The sequence below is a fragment of the Micromonospora sp. NPDC047527 genome (genome assembly GCF_040643015.1).
Taxonomy (GTDB): Bacteria; Actinomycetota; Actinomycetes; order Mycobacteriales; family Micromonosporaceae; genus Micromonospora.
In genome coordinates this window covers 34,917-51,860 of record NZ_JBEYTK010000014.1, presented here as the reverse complement: position 1 = coordinate 51,860, position 16,944 = coordinate 34,917, and the positions used below count along the sequence as shown (strand labels likewise).

General features: G+C 73.9%; 13 protein-coding genes. 12 read left to right on the top strand and 1 reads right to left on the bottom strand.

Annotation, left to right across the window (positions count from 1 at the left end; translation table 11 throughout):
- The first annotated feature begins 84 nt into the window (after window positions 1-84).
- The 9 genes from recN to ABZ808_RS30355 all read left to right on the top strand — a co-directional run bounded on the left by recN (window position 85) and on the right by ABZ808_RS30355 (window position 13,069).
- Window positions 85-1,842 carry a DNA repair protein RecN gene (gene recN / locus ABZ808_RS30395; RefSeq protein ID WP_357012840.1) on the top strand — a complete coding sequence of 586 codons (1,758 nt, stop codon included), beginning with the start codon at window positions 85-87 and terminating at the stop codon, window positions 1,840-1,842.
- Window positions 1,843-1,961: 119 nt separating this feature from the next.
- Complete coding sequence (gene steA, locus ABZ808_RS30390; RefSeq protein WP_357012839.1) at window positions 1,962-3,140, top strand: putative cytokinetic ring protein SteA; 1,179 nt, start codon at window positions 1,962-1,964, stop codon at window positions 3,138-3,140.
- Window positions 3,141-3,167: 27 nt separating this feature from the next.
- Window positions 3,168-4,112 (top strand): copper transporter, encoded by a 945-nt coding sequence (locus tag ABZ808_RS30385; RefSeq protein ID WP_357012838.1) that lies wholly within the window; start codon window positions 3,168-3,170, stop codon window positions 4,110-4,112.
- Window positions 4,113-4,233: 121 nt separating this feature from the next.
- Window positions 4,234-5,100: a hypothetical protein gene (locus ABZ808_RS30380; RefSeq protein WP_357012837.1), complete on the top strand. Its 867-nt coding sequence runs from the start codon at window positions 4,234-4,236 to the stop codon at window positions 5,098-5,100.
- A 1-nt stretch (window position 5,101) separates the two neighbouring features.
- Window positions 5,102-6,796, top strand: a complete 1,695-nt coding sequence (locus tag ABZ808_RS30375; protein ID WP_357012836.1) for a lipid II flippase MurJ — start codon at window positions 5,102-5,104, stop codon at window positions 6,794-6,796.
- 32 nt (window positions 6,797-6,828) lie between these two features.
- Window positions 6,829-7,995, top strand: coding sequence for a glycosyltransferase family 4 protein (locus ABZ808_RS30370; protein WP_357012835.1), 1,167 nt, complete (start codon window positions 6,829-6,831; stop codon window positions 7,993-7,995).
- On the top strand, window positions 7,995-10,532 hold the full coding sequence (locus ABZ808_RS30365; RefSeq protein ID WP_357012834.1) for a hypothetical protein: 2,538 nt from the start codon (window positions 7,995-7,997) through the stop codon (window positions 10,530-10,532). Before ABZ808_RS30370 ends, ABZ808_RS30365 begins: the two co-directional genes overlap by 1 nt.
- A 163-nt stretch (window positions 10,533-10,695) precedes the next feature.
- Window positions 10,696-12,447: a CTP synthase gene (locus ABZ808_RS30360; protein ID WP_357012833.1), complete on the top strand. Its 1,752-nt coding sequence runs from the start codon at window positions 10,696-10,698 to the stop codon at window positions 12,445-12,447.
- Window positions 12,448-12,463: 16 nt separating this feature from the next.
- On the top strand, window positions 12,464-13,069 hold the full coding sequence (locus tag ABZ808_RS30355; protein WP_357012832.1) for an NUDIX hydrolase: 606 nt from the start codon (window positions 12,464-12,466) through the stop codon (window positions 13,067-13,069).
- A 79-nt stretch (window positions 13,070-13,148) separates the two neighbouring features.
- On the opposite strand, the gene ABZ808_RS30350 is transcribed toward ABZ808_RS30355, so the two are convergent.
- Window positions 13,149-13,481 carry a TM2 domain-containing protein gene (locus ABZ808_RS30350; protein ID WP_357012831.1) on the bottom strand — a complete coding sequence of 111 codons (333 nt, stop codon included), beginning with the start codon at window positions 13,479-13,481 and terminating at the stop codon, window positions 13,149-13,151.
- Window positions 13,482-13,698: 217 nt separating this feature from the next.
- Between ABZ808_RS30350 and ald the strand changes: the two genes are divergently transcribed.
- The 3 genes from ald to ABZ808_RS30335 all read left to right on the top strand — a co-directional run bounded on the left by ald (window position 13,699) and on the right by ABZ808_RS30335 (window position 16,923).
- On the top strand, window positions 13,699-14,814 hold the full coding sequence (ald, locus tag ABZ808_RS30345) for an alanine dehydrogenase (RefSeq protein ID WP_357012830.1): 1,116 nt from the start codon (window positions 13,699-13,701) through the stop codon (window positions 14,812-14,814).
- A gap of 38 nt (window positions 14,815-14,852) precedes the next feature.
- Complete coding sequence (locus ABZ808_RS30340) at window positions 14,853-15,818, top strand: site-specific tyrosine recombinase XerD (RefSeq protein WP_357012829.1); 966 nt, start codon at window positions 14,853-14,855, stop codon at window positions 15,816-15,818.
- A 181-nt stretch (window positions 15,819-15,999) separates the two neighbouring features.
- Entirely contained in the window at window positions 16,000-16,923 is a 924-nt protein-coding gene (locus ABZ808_RS30335; RefSeq protein ID WP_088990243.1) for a ParA family protein, read from the top strand.
- The last annotated feature ends 21 nt before the right edge of the window (window positions 16,924-16,944 follow it).

Below are 16,944 nucleotides of genomic sequence, written 5' to 3'. Positions count from 1 at the left end.
CGGCCCTGCCGGGGCCTGTCGGGCGGGCCGTCGGCGGGCTCGTCGGCTGGTCACTGTCGGCCCACACGTCTACTGTCGGGTGCTGTGCTGGAAGAGCTGCGCATCACCGGACTCGGCGTCATCGAGGACACCACGCTGCCGTTGACCGGCGGGATGAACGTCATCACCGGCGAGACCGGTGCGGGCAAGACGATGGTGGTGACCGGCCTCGGTCTGCTCTTCGGCGGCCGGGCCGACGCGGGGCGGGTCCGTGCCCAGCCGGGCCGGGCGGTGGTGGAGGGGCGGCTGCGCCTGCGCGGTCGGGCCGCCGACGCCGTGCACGCCCGGATCACCGACGCCGGTGGCGAGCCCGACGAGGACGGGTCACTGCTGTTGAGCCGCACGGTGACGGTGGAGGGCCGCTCGCGGGCCCACGTCGGCGGCCGGAGCATGCCGGTGTCGATGCTGGGTGAGGTCGGTGAGCAGGCGGTGGCCGTGCACGGCCAGTCCGACCAGCTGCGGCTGCTGCGCCCGGCCGAGCAGCGGGGCGCACTCGACCGGTTCGCCGGCCCTGCGCACGAGAAGCTGCTCGACGCGCTGCGCGAGGCGTACACCGGGTGGCGGCGGGTGGTCGACGACCTGGCTGACCGGCGGCGCAACGCCCGCGAGCGCAACCAGGAGGCCGACCTGCTGCGGCTCGGCCTCGACGAGATCACCCGGGTCGATCCGCAGCCCGGTGAGGACGACGAGCTGAAGACCGAGGCGCAGCGGCTGGAGCACGCCGAGGGCCTGCGGACGGCCGCGCAGGTGGCCCAGATGTGTGTGGCCGGCGGCGCGGAGGCGGCCGACGAGACACCGGACGCGGCGGCGCTGCTCGGCACCGCCCGGCGCACCCTCGAGGCGCAGGCCGGCACCGATCCGGCGCTCGGTGAGCTGGCGGCCCGGCTGGAGGAGGCCGCCACGCTCGTCACCGACGTCTCGGCGGAGCTGTCGACGTACCTGGCGGCGCTGGACGCGGACCCGGCCCGGTTGCAGCACGTCTACGAGCGGCGGGCCGCGTTGCGGGCGTTGACCCGCAAGTACGCCGACGACGTCGACGGGGTGATCGCCTGGGCCGAGCGGGCGCGTACCCGGCTGTCCGATCTGGACACGTCCGACGATCTGCTCGACGAGTTGGCCGCTGAGGGGCAGCGGTTGGCCGTCGAGGTGGCCGACCTGGCGTCGCGGGTGTCGGTGTCCCGGCAGGAGGCGGCGGTCCGCTTCGCCGACCAGGTCACCGTCGAGCTGGCCGGGCTGGCGATGCCGCACGCCCGGATTGAGGTGGCGGTGCTGCCGCGGCCGGCGGGGCGGGCCGAGCCGACGCTTTCGGTCAACGGTGTCGAGGTGGGTGTCGCCCCGGACGGCGGTGACGAGGTGGAGCTGCGGTTGCTGGCCCACCCGGGCGCGCCGTCGTTGCCGTTGCAGAAGGGCGCGTCGGGCGGTGAGCTGTCCCGGGTGATGCTCGCCATCGAGGTGGTGTTCGCCGGTTCGGGTGGCCCGCCCACGCTGGTGTTCGACGAGGTCGACGCCGGGGTTGGCGGTCAGGCCGCGGTGGAGATCGGCCGCCGGCTGGCCCGGCTGGCCCGCACCCACCAGGTGCTGGTCGTCACCCACCTGCCGCAGGTGGCGGCGTTCGCCGATCGGCATCTCGTGGTGGCGAAGGACACCGGCGGCGCGGTGACCACCAGCGGCGTGCGGGTCGTGGAGGACACCGAACGCGCCCGGGAGTTGGCCCGGATGCTCGCCGGTTTGCCGGACTCTGATCTGGGTATCGCCCACGCGGAAGAGCTTCTCGCAGTGGCGGCGAAGGAAAGGCGGTTGTGACGCCGCGTATTGTGAGCGCAAGCACACCGGCTTGTGCCGGTGTGTGCTTCCCTGGGTAGGCGGCCCTGCTCAGGCATGTCGCGACAGAAAAGCCTGCCTCACATGCCAGGATGGTCACGATGCGTCTACCCACGTTGCGCCGGAACCGACACGCGGAGCCGGGCCGAGTCCTCGGCACCGCTCGCCTCGACCGCCGGACAAAGCGCCTGGTCGGCCGGCTGCGTCCGGGTGACATCGCGGTCATCGACCACGTCGACCTGGACCGGGTGGCGGCCGATTCGTTGGTCGCGGTCGGTGTCGGGGCGGTGCTCAACGCCAAGCCGTCGGTCTCCGGCCGTTACCCGAACCTCGGGCCGGAGGTGTTGATCGCCGCGGGCATTCCGCTCCTGGACGACCTGGGGGAGGGCGTCTTCGAGCGGATCCGCGAGGGCGACCAGGTCCGCATCGAGGGCAACACGGTGTACGCCGGTGACGAGCCGGTGGCGCACGGCGCCCTGCAGGACGCCGAGTCGGTCGCCAAGGCGATGTCCGACGCCCGGGAGGGGCTGTCGGTGCAGTTGGAGGCGTTCGCCGCCAACACGATGGACTACCTCCGTCAGGAACGCGACCTGCTGCTCGACGGTGTGGGCGTACCGGACATCGAGACCCAGATGCAGGGTCGGCACTGCCTGATCGTGGTGCGCGGCTACGACTACAAGGCCGACCTGGACGTGCTGCGCCCGTACATCCGGGAGTTCAAGCCGGTGTTGATCGGCGTGGACGGCGGCGCCGACGCGCTGGTCGAGGCGGGCTACACCCCCGACGTGATCATCGGGGACATGGATTCGGTCACCGACGACGTGCTGCGCTGCGGCGCCGAGGTGATCGTGCACGCCTACCCGGACGGGCGGGCGCCCGGCCTGCCCCGGGTCAACGGTCTCGGTGTGCCGGCGATCACCTTCCCGGCCGCGGCGACCAGCGAGGACCTGGCCATGCTGCTGGCCGACGAGAAGGGCGCCTCACTGCTGGTCGCGGTCGGCACCCACGCCACGCTCGTCGAATTCCTCGACAAGGGTCGCGGCGGCATGGCCTCGACGTTCCTGACCCGCCTGAAGGTCGGCGGCAAGCTCGTCGACGCCAAGGGTGTGAGCCGGCTCTACCGGCAGAGCATCTCCGGGTCGTCGCTGCTGCTGCTCGTGCTCTCGGCGATCGCGGCGATGGCCTCGGCGGTGGCCGTCTCCACAGTCGGTAAGGCGTACCTGGGCGTGGTCGCCGAGTGGTGGGACAATTTCGTGTTCCAGCTGTACCGGCTCTTCTAGTTCCCGACCGATCAAGAGGCTGCAAGCGTGATCAACTTCCGCTACCACGTGGTGTCCCTCACCGCGGTGTTCCTGGCTCTGGCGATCGGGCTCGTGGTCGGCACAGCCGCCCTCAACGGCCCGGTCGCCGACTCCCTCAAGGAGCAGGTCACCGGGCTGCGCAAGGACAACCAACAGTGGCGCCAGCAGGTCAACAGCATGGAGAAGCAGCTCGCGCTCGAGGAGGAGTTCGCCGAGCAGGTGTCCCAGGTCGTCCTCCCGGGCACCCTCACCGGGCGCCGGGTCGTGGTGCTGAGCCTGCCCAACGGCCGTGACCACACCGAGGGTGTGCTCAAGAAGATCCAGCAGTCCGGCGCCACCGTCACCGGCCGCGTCGACCTGCAGGACAAGTTCATCAACCCGGACAACAACTCCAACCTGCTGGAGCTGGCCGTCACCGCCGCCCGGCCGACCGCGCAGACCACCGGCCTGCCCGGCAACGGGCACGGCGTGGAGACCTCCAGCGCGCTGCTGGCCAGCGTCCTGCTGGACCGGCCGCAGGGCACCGCGCCGGTCAGCGACGCCGACCGGCGGGCGGTGCTCGCCGCGTACAACAACGCCGGTTATCTGACCACCGACAGCAACAAGGTCACCGGGCCGGCGGAGGCCGTCGTCGTGGTCAGCGGCCAGCCGTACGTGGACAAGGACTCCGAGCGGCGCGACGAGTCGGTGGTCAAGGTCGTCGAGCAGTTCGACCGGACCGGAGCGATCGTGGTGAGCGGCAACGGCTCCGCCGGCGGCAACGTCGTGGCCGTGGTGCGCGGCGACCCGGTGCTGTCGCAGACCATCTCCACGGTCGACAACGCCAACACGGTGCAGGGCCAGTTCGTCAGCAGCCTCGCCCTGGCCGAGCAGCTCACCGACAAGAAGGCCGGCCAGTACGGCGTCGGCGACAACGCCGCCTCCGGTCTGTTGCCTACACTGCCCAAGTGAGCGAACGACGTACCCGCGTGTCCGTAACTGACGAGGTGGTGCGTGAGCGAGCGCAGCGAGTGAACCTCAGGCGCAGTAGGGCGGCGTCCCACGCCGCTGCCGAGCGGAGCGAGGTGGTGGCGTGAGGGCCCTGGGTCGACTGCTGATCGCCGGCGCCGGTGCCGCCGCCGCCCGGTACGCGCTGCGGGAGGTGCGTACCTCCCCGGCCGGGCCCACGCTGGAACGCACCAACTTCCGGGGCCGGACGGTGACCCTGGCCGCCGGGCCGGCGCTCGCCGCCGGTGCGACCGCTGCGGGCGCGTTCGGTGCCACCAGCGCCGCCTCCGGTGGTGCCGCCCTGGTCGCCGGCCTCGGCGCCGGCGGCGTCGGGCTGTACGACGACGTGGTCGGCTCCCGGCCGGAGCAGAAGGCGGCCAAGGGCTTCGCGGGCCACCTCGCCGCGCTCCGCGAGGGCCGGGTCACCGCCGGCATGGTCAAGGTCGTCGGGGTGGGCGCCGCCGGCCTGGGCGCCGCCGCGCTGCTCGCCGCGGACCCGCGGGTCGCCGCGCATCCGCGCCGCCAGCGGCACGGCGCGTTCGGCCGGGGCGTCGACGTGCTGCTCGGCGCCGGGGTGATCGCCGGCACCGCCAACCTGCTCAACCTGCTCGACCTGCGGCCCGGCCGGGCCATCAAGTCCGGCCTGCTGCTCGGCGCGCCGCTGGCCGGTGGCCCGCACGGCGGGATCGCCGCCGGTGCCGCCGGTGCCGCCGCTGGCCTGCTCCACGACGACCTGTCCGAGGACGTCATGCTCGGCGACAGCGGCGCGAACGCGCTCGGCGCGCTGCTCGGCGTCGCGCTCGCCGCCCGGAGCGGCCCGCTCGGCCGCGCCGGGCTGCTCGCCGTGCTCGCCGGCCTCACCGCCGCCAGCGAGAAGGTCAGCTTCACGGCGGTGATCCAGCGGACGCCGGGGTTGCGGGAGCTCGACGCACTGGGCCGGCGCGCCGACTGACGTGACCAGACCGGCACCCCTCGCCGGCGCCGGCCGGCTGGCCGGGGCAGCCGCGCTCATCGCCGTCCTCACCGTGCTCAGCCGGCTCGCCGGCTTCGGCCGTACCGCCGTGTTCACCTGGAGCTTGGCCCCCACCGACCTCGGCGGCGCCTACGTGGTGGCCAACGCGGTGCCGAACTTCATCTTCGAGATCGTCGCCGGTGGGGCGCTGGCCAGCCTCGTCGTGCCGCTGCTCGCCGGGGCGGTCGAGGTCGGCGACCGGGCGGCGGTGGCGCGGACCACTGGCGCGTTGCTGACCTGGACGCTGGCCCTGCTGGTGCCGCTCGCGCTGCTCGTGGTGCTGTTCGCCGGGCCGCTGATCGGGACGCTGGGCGACGGCCTCACCGCCGCCCAGCAGCAGAGCGGCGCCCGGATGCTGCGGGTCTTCGCACCGCAACTACCGCTGTACGGCATCGGCATCGTGCTCACCGGAGTGCTCCAGGCGCATCGCCGCTTCGCCTGGCCGGTCCTCGCCCCGCTGCTGTCCAGCCTCACCGTGATCGTCGTCTACCTGGGGTTCACCGCCAGCCAGGGCCGGCTGGCCACCGTCGGCGGGGTGAGCGCCGACGGCGAGTTGCTGCTGTCGGCGGGCACCACCCTCGGAGTGGTGGTGCTGTCGCTGTCGCTGCTCGTCCCGGTCCGCCGGCTGCGCCTGGGGCTGCGGCCCGGGTTCGGGTTCCCCGGCGAGGCGCGGGCCCGGGTCGGTGGGCTCGCGGTGGCCGGCGCGGTCACCGTCACCACCCAGCAGATCGCCCTGATCGTCAGCCTGAACCAGGTCACCTACGGCGCGGCCACCAACCCGGGCGTCTACAACCTGGCCCAGACCGTCTACCTGCTGCCGTGGGCGGTGCTGGCCGTGCCCCTCGCGGTGGCGGCGTACCCGACCCTGGTCGCCGCCCAGGCCACCGGCGACGAGGACACCTACCGGGCGACCCTGGCGCCGGCGGTCCGGGGCGTGCTGCTCTTCGGCTGCCTCGGCGCGGCCGCGCTGATCGGCACCGCCGGGCCGGTCGGGCACTTCTTCTTCCCCGCCGCCACCGCGCCGACCGCCGCCGCCGCGATCATCGGGTTCGCGCCCGGCCTGCTCGGCTACGGCCTGTTCGCGGTCCTCACCCGGGCGCTCTACGCCCGGCGGGAGACCCGGGCGGCGACCGTCGCCACCGCGATCGGCTGGCTGGTGGTTCCCGCCGCCGTCCTGCTGCTCGGCGCGCTGCTGCCGCTGGGGGACCGGGTGCTCGCGGTGACGGCCGCCAACTCGGTCGGCATGCTGCTGCTCGGGGCGCTGCTCGTCGCGGCGGTGCTGCGCAGCGCCGGGCGTCCCGCACTCGCTGGCGCGGCCCGCGCCGGGTCGGCCGGTGTGCTGGCCGGGGTGGTCGCCGCGCTCGCCGGGCTGGGCCTCGGCCGGTTGCTCCACTCGGTGGGCGACGGCACCCCGACGATGGCCGCGGCACTCGGTCAGGGCATGCTGTCCGGAGTTCTGGTCGGTGTCGTGTTCCTCGTCGTGGTCTGGTTCGTCGACCGACGGGACGTACAGCCGCTGCTGCGCGGGGTGGCGCGCCGGCTCAAACGGCGAGGATCGCGGGACCGGACCGGCACGTCGGCGCCGGACACGGCGCCCCCGGAGCGGGGCGACGGGAAGGAGACGGCGGTTCGGTGAACGCTGTGAACGGGGGACCGACGGGGGTCGCGATGACGGAGCCCAGCCTGCCCACCCGCTGGACGGGGACGGTGGCGCTGCTGCTCGCCTCCAGCACCGGCGGGGTCGGCCAGCACGTCCGCTCGGTGGCGCGCGGCCTCGTCACCGCCGGCGCCACCGTGGTGGTCTGCGGGCCGGCGGCGACCCAGGAGCAGTTCAACTTCACCGGCGTCGGCGCGCGCTTCGCGCCGGTGGAGATCCCGGCCAGCCCCACCCCCGGCGACGCGCGGGCGGTGCTCGTCCTGCGGCGGGCGCTCGCCGACGCCCGGGCCGACGTGGTGCACGCCCACGGCCTGCGCGCCGGGCTGGTCGCCGTGCTGGCCCGCCCGGCCGCCCCGCTGATCGTCACCTGGCACAACGCGGTGCTCGCCTCCGGGCTGCGCGGCGGCGTCTCCCGCCTCGTCGAGCGGGTGGTGGCCCGGGGCGCCCGGGTGGCCCTCGGCGCCTCCACGGACCTGGTGCAGCGGGCCGCCGCGCTGGGCGCCGCCGATGCCCGGCTCGCCCCGGTCGCCGCGCCGACCCTGCCCGCCCCGCACCGCCGTCGCGCCGCCGTCCGGGCCGAGTTCGGCGTGCGACCGGACCAGCCGCTGATCGTCTCGGTCGGCCGGCTGCACCCACAGAAGCGCTACGACGTGCTGATCGACGCCGCCGCCCGCTGGCGTACGCGTACCCCACCGCCGGTCGTGGTGATCGCCGGCAGCGGCCCGGCGTACCTGCCGCTGGCCGCCCGGACCTCCGCGGCCCGCGCCCCGGTGACCCTGCTGGGGCACCGCACCGACGTGGCCGACCTGCTCGCCGGCGCCGACCTCGCGGTGGTGACCAGCGACTGGGAGGCCCGGCAGCTCTTCGCCCAGGAGGCGATGCGGGCCGGCGTACCGCTGGTGGCCACCGGGGTGGGCGGCCTGCCGGAGCTGGTCGGCGACGCCGCCGCGCTGGTCCCCGCCGGTGACGTGGACGCGGTCGACACGGCGGTACGCGCGCTGCTGGACGACCCGCAGGCGCGGGCCGAGCTGGGCCGGCGCGGCACCGAGCGGGCCGCGACGTGGCCCACCGAGGCGGACACGGTGGCCGCGCTGGCCGCCCTGTACGCCGAGCTGGCGGCGGACCCCACCGGTCCGGCGGCCCCGGGCTCCGACGCGCCGATGACAGGACACCGGTGATGCTGCGCCGCCTCGCTCCCGCGCTGCTGACGGTGCTCGTGGTGGCGCTGGGGGTCGCCGCGCTGTCCGCCCGACCGCCCCGGGGCGCCCCGCAGCGCACGGCGGACTTCGTGGTGCTCGCCGGGGTCGCCGGGCTGCGCTGGGAGGACGTGTCCGCGCAGGACACCCCGACGTTGTGGCGGATGGCCCAGGACGGCTCGATCGGCTCGCTGTCGGTGCGGTCCGCGCACCGGCCAACCTGCCCGGTGGACGGCTGGCTGACCCTGGGCGCCGGCAGCTTCGCCGGGTGGAACGGCAGCCGAATCGCTGGCGGCTGCCCGCCCGCCGGGGTGGTCGTGGAGCAACCGGACGGCATCGGCGCGAACCTGCCCCAGCAGGAGAGCGTGGTCCAGTACAACCAGCAGCAGCTGCCCTGGGGCACCGTGCCGGGGTCGCTGTCGGAGTCGGTGCGCTGCTCGGTCGCGGTGGGTCCCGGCGCGGCCGTGGCCGCCGCCCGACCGTTCGGCCGGGTCGACCGGTACGCCGCCGGGCTGCCGGCCGATCCGAGCGCGCTGCTCGGCTCGTGCGTGCTGAGCATCGTCGACCTCGGCACGGTGGACGGGGTCGACCCGGCAGCGCGCGCCGAGCAGGCGCGGGAGGCGGACGCCCAACTGGCCCGGGTGCTGGCCGCCCGGCCGCCGCGGTCTCTGGTGCTGGTCGCGGGGATCTCCGACACCGCGCAGCCGTCGCGGCTGCACGTGGCGGTCGCCGACGGGCCGGGCTGGGAGCGCGGCTGGCTCACCTCGGCCAGCACCGGCCGGGACGGCTACCTGCAACTTGTCGACCTCGCGCCGACCGCGCTCGCCGCGTTGGGCCGACCGATGCCGGAGCGGCTCTTCCTCGGCCGGCCCGCCATCAGCACCGGTGAACGCACCGGCGACCTCACCGACGCGATAAACGCGCCGGCCGACGCCGACCGGGAGGCGGCCGCCCAGCGGACCGTCTCCGGTGGTTTCTTCGCGCTGCTCGCCGGGGTGCAGGTGCTGCTGGCCCTGGCGGTGCTGCCGTTGCTGCGGCGGGCTCGCCCGCACGCGGGGCCGACCGGCCCGACCCGGGTGTCCGCGCGGGTCGTGGGGGTGGTGGAGGTGTTGCTGGTCGCGGCCGCGCTGACCCTGCCGGCCGCGCTGCTCGCCGACGCCGTCCCCTGGTGGCGCGGCGAGCACCCCGGGTGGCTCTTCGCCGGGGTCACGGCCCTGCTGGTGGCCGGCGGCACCGCGGCGGTCCGGTTCGCCCCCGGGTACGCGAACACGCTCGGCCCGTTCGGCGCGGTGGCCGGCCTCACCACACTCGTCGTCGGGTTGGACGTGTTCACCGGAGCCCGACTCCAACTCAACGGCGTGGTCGGCTACTCGGCGTTGCAGGGCGGCCGGTACTCCGGGCTGAGCACGGTCGGGCTGGGGGTGTTCCTCGCCGGTGCCCTGCTGACCGGCGGTTGGCTCGCCCAGCGGGTGCACCGGGGCTGGCGACCGGCGGTGATGGTCGCCGTGGGTGGCCTCGCCGTGGTGGTGGTGGGCAGCCCGTACCTGGGCGCCGACCCGGTCGGGGCGATCGCGTTGACCGCCGGGCTGAGCGTGGCCGCGGTGATCAGCGCGGGCGGCTGGTTGACCATCAGCCGCCTGGCGTGGGCCGCCATGGCCGCCCTGGCGGTCGGGATCGGCTTCGCCGTGGTGGACCTGCGCCGCCCGGCGGCCGAGCGCGGCAGTCTGGGACGCTTCCTGTCCGCCGTGGGCGACGGCACCGGCGGGTTCACCGTGCACCGGTCCAGCACCGCCAACTTCGAGACGCTGGTGAACAGCCCGTTGACCGTGCTGGCCCTGGTCGGCGCGCTGGTGGTGTGGTTCGCCCTGCTACAGCCCTGGGGTGGGCTGATGCGGCTGTTCGGCATCTACCCGGCCGTGCGGGCCGCGCTGGCGGGCACGGCGGTCGCGGCGGTGCTCGGTGGCCTGCTCGACGGCGCGGCACTGGACGTGGCCGGCGCCGCCGCCGCCCTGGTGGTGCCGATGGCCGCGCTGGCGTCGCTGCGGGTCCTGGGGCACGCCGCGGACCGGACCCGCCCCGGCACGGGCCGTACCCGTGATGACGGCGCCGACGACGATCGAGGCTCCGGCGGCGCCGGCCCGGCCGGTGGGGGCGACGGTCCGACGGGCGGCGGAGGGCCCCTCGGGGCGGTGCACCCCCGGCCGATCAGCGGCCCACCCGCCAGCCCACCACGGTCCGTGACGCCGCCGCTCACTCCCGCCCCGGACACCCTGGACGTCCTGGACGCCCCGGACCGGCCGGACGCCCCGGACCGGCCGGACGCCCCGGACCGGCCGGACGCCCCGGACGGGTCGGCGCGTCCGGTCACGGACGGGGCCGGTGTCGACGCGCCGCCGACTCCCGAGCGTCCGGCGGACGGCGCGGCCGGGTCGCCCGTCGCCCCGGCGCAGCGCCTTTCGAGTGACCCGGAGCCGCCCGCGCGGGCCGACCGAGGATCGACCGGGGTTGCCGCTCCCTGACCCTCGGGCGTCGTCGCGGTGGCCCGGTGGTGGCCCACCCGGGGTGCGGCCTGCGAGTACCCGCCGTAGAGGTGTTACCGTGGAATCCCGTGGATCGCGTGATCACTTTGGTGATCGAGCACGGCGGTCTGCATGACCGCGACAGACGACACGGGAGCAGGCCTTGGCCCCATCAGCACGGACGACCAGGCACATTTTCGTCACCGGGGGCGTCGCCTCCTCGCTGGGTAAGGGCCTCACCGCCTCCAGCCTCGGCAATTTGCTGACCGCGCGCGGTCTGCGTGTGGTGATGCAGAAGCTCGACCCCTACCTCAACGTCGACCCCGGGACGATGAACCCGTTCCAGCACGGCGAGGTCTTCGTCACCGAGGACGGCGCCGAGACCGACCTCGATGTCGGGCACTACGAGCGTTTCCTGGACCGGGCGTTGTCCGGCAAGGCGAACGTCACCACCGGCCAGATCTACTCCGATGTGATCGCCAAGGAGCGGCGCGGCGAGTACCTCGGTGACACCGTCCAGGTCATCCCGCACATCACCAACGAGATCAAGTCGCGGATCCTGGCGATGGGCGACCCGGACGACGACGGCGTCCTGCCCGACGTGGTGATCACGGAGGTCGGTGGCACGGTCGGCGACATCGAGTCCCTGCCGTTCCTGGAGGCGATCCGCCAGGTCCGCCACGACCTGGGCCGGGACAACTGCTTCTACCTGCACGTGTCGCTGGTGCCCTACCTGGCGCCGTCGGGTGAGCTGAAGACCAAGCCGACCCAGCACTCCGTGGCGCAGCTGCGCAACATCGGCATCCAGCCGGACGCCATCGTGCTGCGCTGCGACCGGGAGATCCCGGCGAAGCTCAAGGAGAAGCTGTCGCTCTACTGCGACGTGGACACCGAGGCGGTCGTCGCCGCACCGGACGCGCCGAGCATCTACGACATCCCGAAGGTGCTGCACCGCGAAGGGCTCGACGCGTACGTGGTGCGCCGGCTCGGGCTCTCGTTCCGGGACGTGGACTGGGCCAGCTGGGACGACCTGCTGGAGCGGGTGCACCGGCCCCGGCACACGGTCACCGTCGCGGTGGTCGGCAAGTACGTCGACCTGCCCGACGCGTACCTGTCGGTGAGCGAGGCGATCCGGGCGGCCGGCTTCGGTCACCGGGCCCGGGTGCAGCTGCGCTGGGTGCCCAGCGACGAGTGCGTCACCCCGGCCGGCGCCGCGGCGGCCCTGGCCGGCGTGGACGGCATCCTCATCCCGGGCGGGTTCGGGGTGCGCGGCATCGAGGGCAAGATCGGCACCGCCCGGTACGCCCGGGAGAACGGCATCCCGCTGCTCGGCCTCTGCCTCGGCCTGCAGTGCATGACCATCGACGTGGCCCGGCACCTGGCCGACCTGGACGGCGCCAACTCGCTGGAGTTCGACGAGCAGGCCGCGCACCCGGTCATCGCCACGATGGCCGACCAGGAGGACATCGTCGCCGGCAAGGGCGACCTGGGCGGCACCATGCGGCTCGGGGCGTACCCGGCCACGTTGACCGCGGGCTCGATCGTCGCCGAGGCGTACGGCAGCACGGACATCAGCGAGCGGCACCGGCACCGCTACGAGGTCAACAACGCCTACCGGGACGCGTTGACCAAGGCGGGCCTGCACATCTCCGGCACCTCGCCGGACGGTCGGCTGGTCGAGTTCATCGAGTTGGACCGGAGTCTGCACCCGTTCTTCGTGGCCACCCAGGCGCATCCGGAGCTGAAGAGCCGCCCCACCCGGCCGCACCCGCTGTTCGCGTCGTTCGTGAAGTCCGCCGTGGCGTACTCGCAGGCCGACCAGTTGCCGGTCGACCTGGACCCGGCGACGGAGGCCCCAACGGCGCGCAAGGCCGCCCGCAACGGCGCGTCGACGAAGGCCGGATCCCCGTCGTGAGCGGCGAGGTGACCGCGTGAGCGCCGTCGAGCACCGCTACGAGGTGCGCTCCCGCGAGGAGCACTACCGGGGGCGGATCTTCGACGTGGTCAGCGAGGAGGTCACCATGCCGGGCGGCGGGACCGCCCTACGGGACCTCGTCCGGCACGTCGGGGCGGTGGCCGTGGTCGCACTCGACGACGCCGGCCAGGTGGTGCTGATCCGGCAGTACCGACACCCGGTCGGGCGGCACCTGTGGGAGCTGCCGGCCGGGCTGATGGACGTCTCCGGCGAGGAGTTGCCGGCCGCCGCGCTGCGGGAGCTGGCCGAGGAGGCCGACCTCACCGCCGGGCGAATCGACGTGCTGGTCGACCTGCACAGCTCGCCGGGGTTCACCAACGAACTGGTCCGGGTCTACCTCGCCCGGGACCTGGCCGACGTGCCGGCGAGCGAGCGCCACGAGCGCCACGACGAGGAGGCCGACCTGCAGATCGTCCGGATCGACCTGGACGAGGCGGTCGGCATGGTCCTGGCCGGCGAGATCACCAACGCCTCGGCGGTGGCCGGTCTGCTGGCCGCGGCCCGCGCCCGCGACACCGGTTTCTCGGCGCTGCGCCGGGCGGACACGCCGCTGCCGCGCTGAACCACCACCCCGCTGAGGGGTACGCGCGAAAGGGCCCCGCGGCAAGCCGCGGGGCCCTTTCGGCGATCGAGGTGGGGGATCAGTCGCGCAGCGGGCGGCCCTGCGCGTCCGTGCCGCCGTTGACCAGGATCATGATGCCGTCGATGACGCCCCAGAGCGCGCCGACGCCGCAGGTCACGATGCTTACCACGAGCTGGAGAACAGCGATCTTGGTGTGTCCGGTGTAGAACCGACCGGCACCGAAGGTGCCGAGCAGGATGCCGAGGATGCCCGCGACAACCTTGCTCTTGTCGGACTGGCCCGAGGCGTACCCGGGCTGATAAGGAGGAGTGGTCATGGGCGGACACATTAGTGATCCACTCAGCCGCTGTCCGCATACACGCCCGACAGATGGGACGATAATGGCGAACACTGTCCTGACGGCTGAGGTGGGATCACACCGCCGGCCTACGGTCGCTGCCCTGACACACCGTCAGGACACCCGAGCACCGGATGTCACAGTGCTGGCTCTCGGTGGGGCCGGGCGCGCCTAGACTGCCGCCGACGGGACCGGTGGACCGTGGCGGCAATGGGGCCGTCGCGGCACCGAGCAGTCGGGGGAAGCCGCCCCGGAGAGAGGTGTCTGCATCGTGAAGGTCGGAATCCCCCGCGAGGTCAAGAACCACGAGTACCGCGTGGCGATCACGCCCGCGGGCGTGAACGAGTTCACCCGCAGCGGCCACCAGGTCTTCGTCGAGGCCGGCGCCGGGCTCGGCTCCAGCATCACCGACGACGAGTTCGCGGCGGCGGGCGCGAAGATCCTGGCGACCGCCGACGAGGTGTGGGAGACCGCCGAGCTGGTGCTCAAGGTCAAGGAGCCGATCGCCGAGGAGCACCACCGGATGCGTGCGGGGCAGGTGCTCTTCACCTACCTGCACCTGGCCGCCTCCAAGGAGTGCACCGACGCGCTGATCGACCGCAAGGTCACCGGCATCGCGTACGAGACCGTCGAGCTGCCGGACCGCTCACTGCCGCTGCTCGCCCCGATGTCCGAGGTCGCCGGCCGGCTCGCCCCGCAGGTAGGCGCCTTCTACATGATGCGTACCGGCGGCGGGCGGGGCGTGCTGCCCGGCGGTGTCTCCGGTGTGTACGCGGCCAAGACCGTCGTCATCGGCGCCGGCGTCTCCGGCATGAACGCCGCCGCCATCGCGCTGGGTCTGCAGTCCGAGGTGCTGCTGCTGGACAAGAACGTCGCCCGGCTGCGCCAGGCCGACGCCATCTACCGCGGCCACCTGCAGACCGTCGCCTCCAACGCGTACGAGGTCGAGCGGGCCGTGCTCGACGCCGACCTGGTCATCGGCGCGGTGCTGGTGCCCGGCGCCAAGGCGCCGACGCTCATCTCCAACGAGCTGGTCTCCCGCATGAAGCCGGGCAGCGTGCTGGTCGACATCGCCATCGACCAGGGCGGCTGCTTCGAGGACTCGCGCCCCACCACGCACGCCGACCCGGTCTACAAGGTGCACGAGTCGATCTTCTACTGCGTCGCGAACATGCCCGGCGCGGTGCCGAACACCAGCACCTACGCGCTGACCAACGTCACCCTGCCGTACGCCCTCGAACTGGCCAACCAGGGCTGGCGCGAGGCGCTGCGCCGCGACCCGGCCCTCGCCCTGGGCCTGAACACCCACGACGGCCAGGTCACCTACGGCCCGGTCGCCGAGGCGCACGGCATGGACGTGCTCCCGCTGGCCGACGCGCTGGCCTGAGCGGTGGCGGGCTGACCGGCAGCACGGACTCCGCCGGCGTGGGCGACGAGCCCACGCCGGCCCTGCGTCGTGCCGTGCGCGGCTACCTCGACCACCTCACCGTCGAACGTGGCCTGTCGGCGAACACCCTGGCCTCGTACCGCCGGGATCTGGACCGCTATCTCACGACGCTGGCCGCCGCCGGCGTCGCCGACCTCGCGTCGGTCGGCGCCGGCGTCGTCGAATCGCATCTGGCCCGGCTGCGCGCCGGCGACGACGCGCACCCGCCCCTGGCGGTGTCGTCCGCCGCCCGCGCGGCCAGCGCGGTACGCGGCCTGCACCGCTTCGCGCTGCGCGAGGGTCTGGCCGGCGCCGACCCCAGCCGCGACGTCCGACCGCCCACCCCGCCCCGCCGGCTGCCCCGCGCGCTGCCGGTCGACGACGTGGTCCGGCTGTTGGAGACCGCCGGGCCGATCACCGCGACCGGCGACGACGCGCCGCTCGCGCTGCGTGACCGCGCGCTGCTGGAGTTCCTGTACGGCACCGGCGCGCGGATCTCCGAGGCGGTCGGCGCCGCGATCGACGACCTCGACACCGACGAGGGCACGGTGCTGCTGCGCGGCAAGGGCGGCCGGGTGCGGCTGGTGCCGATCGGCGGATACGCCGTCGAGGCGGTCCGTGCCTACCTGGTCCGGGCCCGCCCCGGGCTGGCCGCCGCCGGGCGCGGCACCCCGGCGGTCTTCCTCAACGCGCGTGGGGGAGCGCTGTCCCGGCAGGGCGCCTGGGCCATCCTGCGCCGCGCCGCCGGGCGGGCCGGCCTGCCGGTCGACGGGTCCGCCGCCGTGTCCCCGCACACCCTGCGCCACTCCTACGCCACCCACCTGCTCGACGGCGGCGCCGACGTGCGAGTGGTCCAGGAACTACTCGGCCACGCCTCGGTGACCACCACCCAGGTCTACACGCTCGTCACCGTCGAGCGGCTGCGCGAGGTGTACGCCACCGCCCACCCGCGCGCCCGCGGCTGAACCCCGGCCGGGGTCGGCGCCGACACGCCGGGCCGGTGCCGAACGACCTGCTGGTCGGTGGCGTACAGTCGGCATCGGCGCGGACCTCCTGGGGCGATACGACCGGGGTGCGCAGCGGCGCCGCGAAGGACGTCGGACGGCTCCGACGCCGGGTGGGTCGTCGGGAGGGGGCAACGAGCACATGGCTGGCAACGGTGACCGTGCCGAGACCTGGACGTCGGAGCTCCGCGAGCAGCAGGCCACGCTCGGCGCGGACCTCGGTCCTGCGGACCCGGCTGCCTACACGATGCGCAAGCCCATCCCTGAACCGATGCCCACCGATCGGCACGGCCCGGCGCGCATCATCGCGATGGCCAACCAGAAGGGCGGCGTCGGCAAGACCACCACCACCATCAACCTGGGCGCGGCCCTCGCGGAGTACGGCCGCAAGGTGCTGCTGGTCGACTTCGACCCGCAGGGCGCGCTCTCGGTGGGGTTGGGGGTCAACCCGCACAACCTCGACCTGTCCGTCTACAACCTGCTCATGCAGGACGACGTGACCGCCGAGGACGTCCTGATCAAGACCGACGTGGCGGGCCTGCACCTGCTGCCGGCCAACATCGACCTCTCCGCCGCCGAGATCCAGCTCGTCAACGAGGTCGCCCGGGAGATGGCCCTGGCCCGGGTGCTCCGCTCGGTGCGCAAGGAATACGACTACATCCTGATCGACTGCCAGCCGTCGCTCGGCCTGCTGGCGATCAACGCGCTGACCGTCGCGCACGGTGTGCTCATCCCACTGGAGTGTGAGTTCTTCAGCCTGCGCGGTGTGGCGCTGCTGCTGGACACCATCGACAAGGTGCGTGAGCGGCTCAACTTCGACCTCGAGCTCGAAGGCATCCTCGCCACCATGTACGACAGCCGCACCACCCACTGCCGTCAGGTGTTGCAACGGGTGGTGGAGGCGTTCGGCGACAAGGTCTACCAGACGGTCATCACCAAGACGGTGAAGTTCCCCGAGTCCACGGTGGCCGGTGCCCCCATCACCACGATGGATCCGGCGTCGTCCGGGGCGCGCAACTACCGTCAGCTGGCCCGCGAGGTGATCGCCGCCCAGTCGGAGCGGTAGCCGGAACGCCCGGTGCCCACC

What these genes read in the sequence shown, in the direction of transcription:
- ABZ808_RS30370 (WP_357012835.1), top strand. Translation starts at nt 6,829, where the DNA reads ATGACGGAGCCCAGCCTGCCCACCCGCTGGACGGGGACGGTGGCGCTG.
- ABZ808_RS30335 (WP_088990243.1), top strand. Translation starts at nt 16,000, where the DNA reads ATGGCTGGCAACGGTGACCGTGCCGAGACCTGGACGTCGGAGCTCCGC.
- steA (WP_357012839.1), top strand. Translation starts at nt 1,962, where the DNA reads ATGCGTCTACCCACGTTGCGCCGGAACCGACACGCGGAGCCGGGCCGA.
- ABZ808_RS30365 (WP_357012834.1), top strand. Translation starts at nt 7,995, where the DNA reads ATGCTGCGCCGCCTCGCTCCCGCGCTGCTGACGGTGCTCGTGGTGGCG.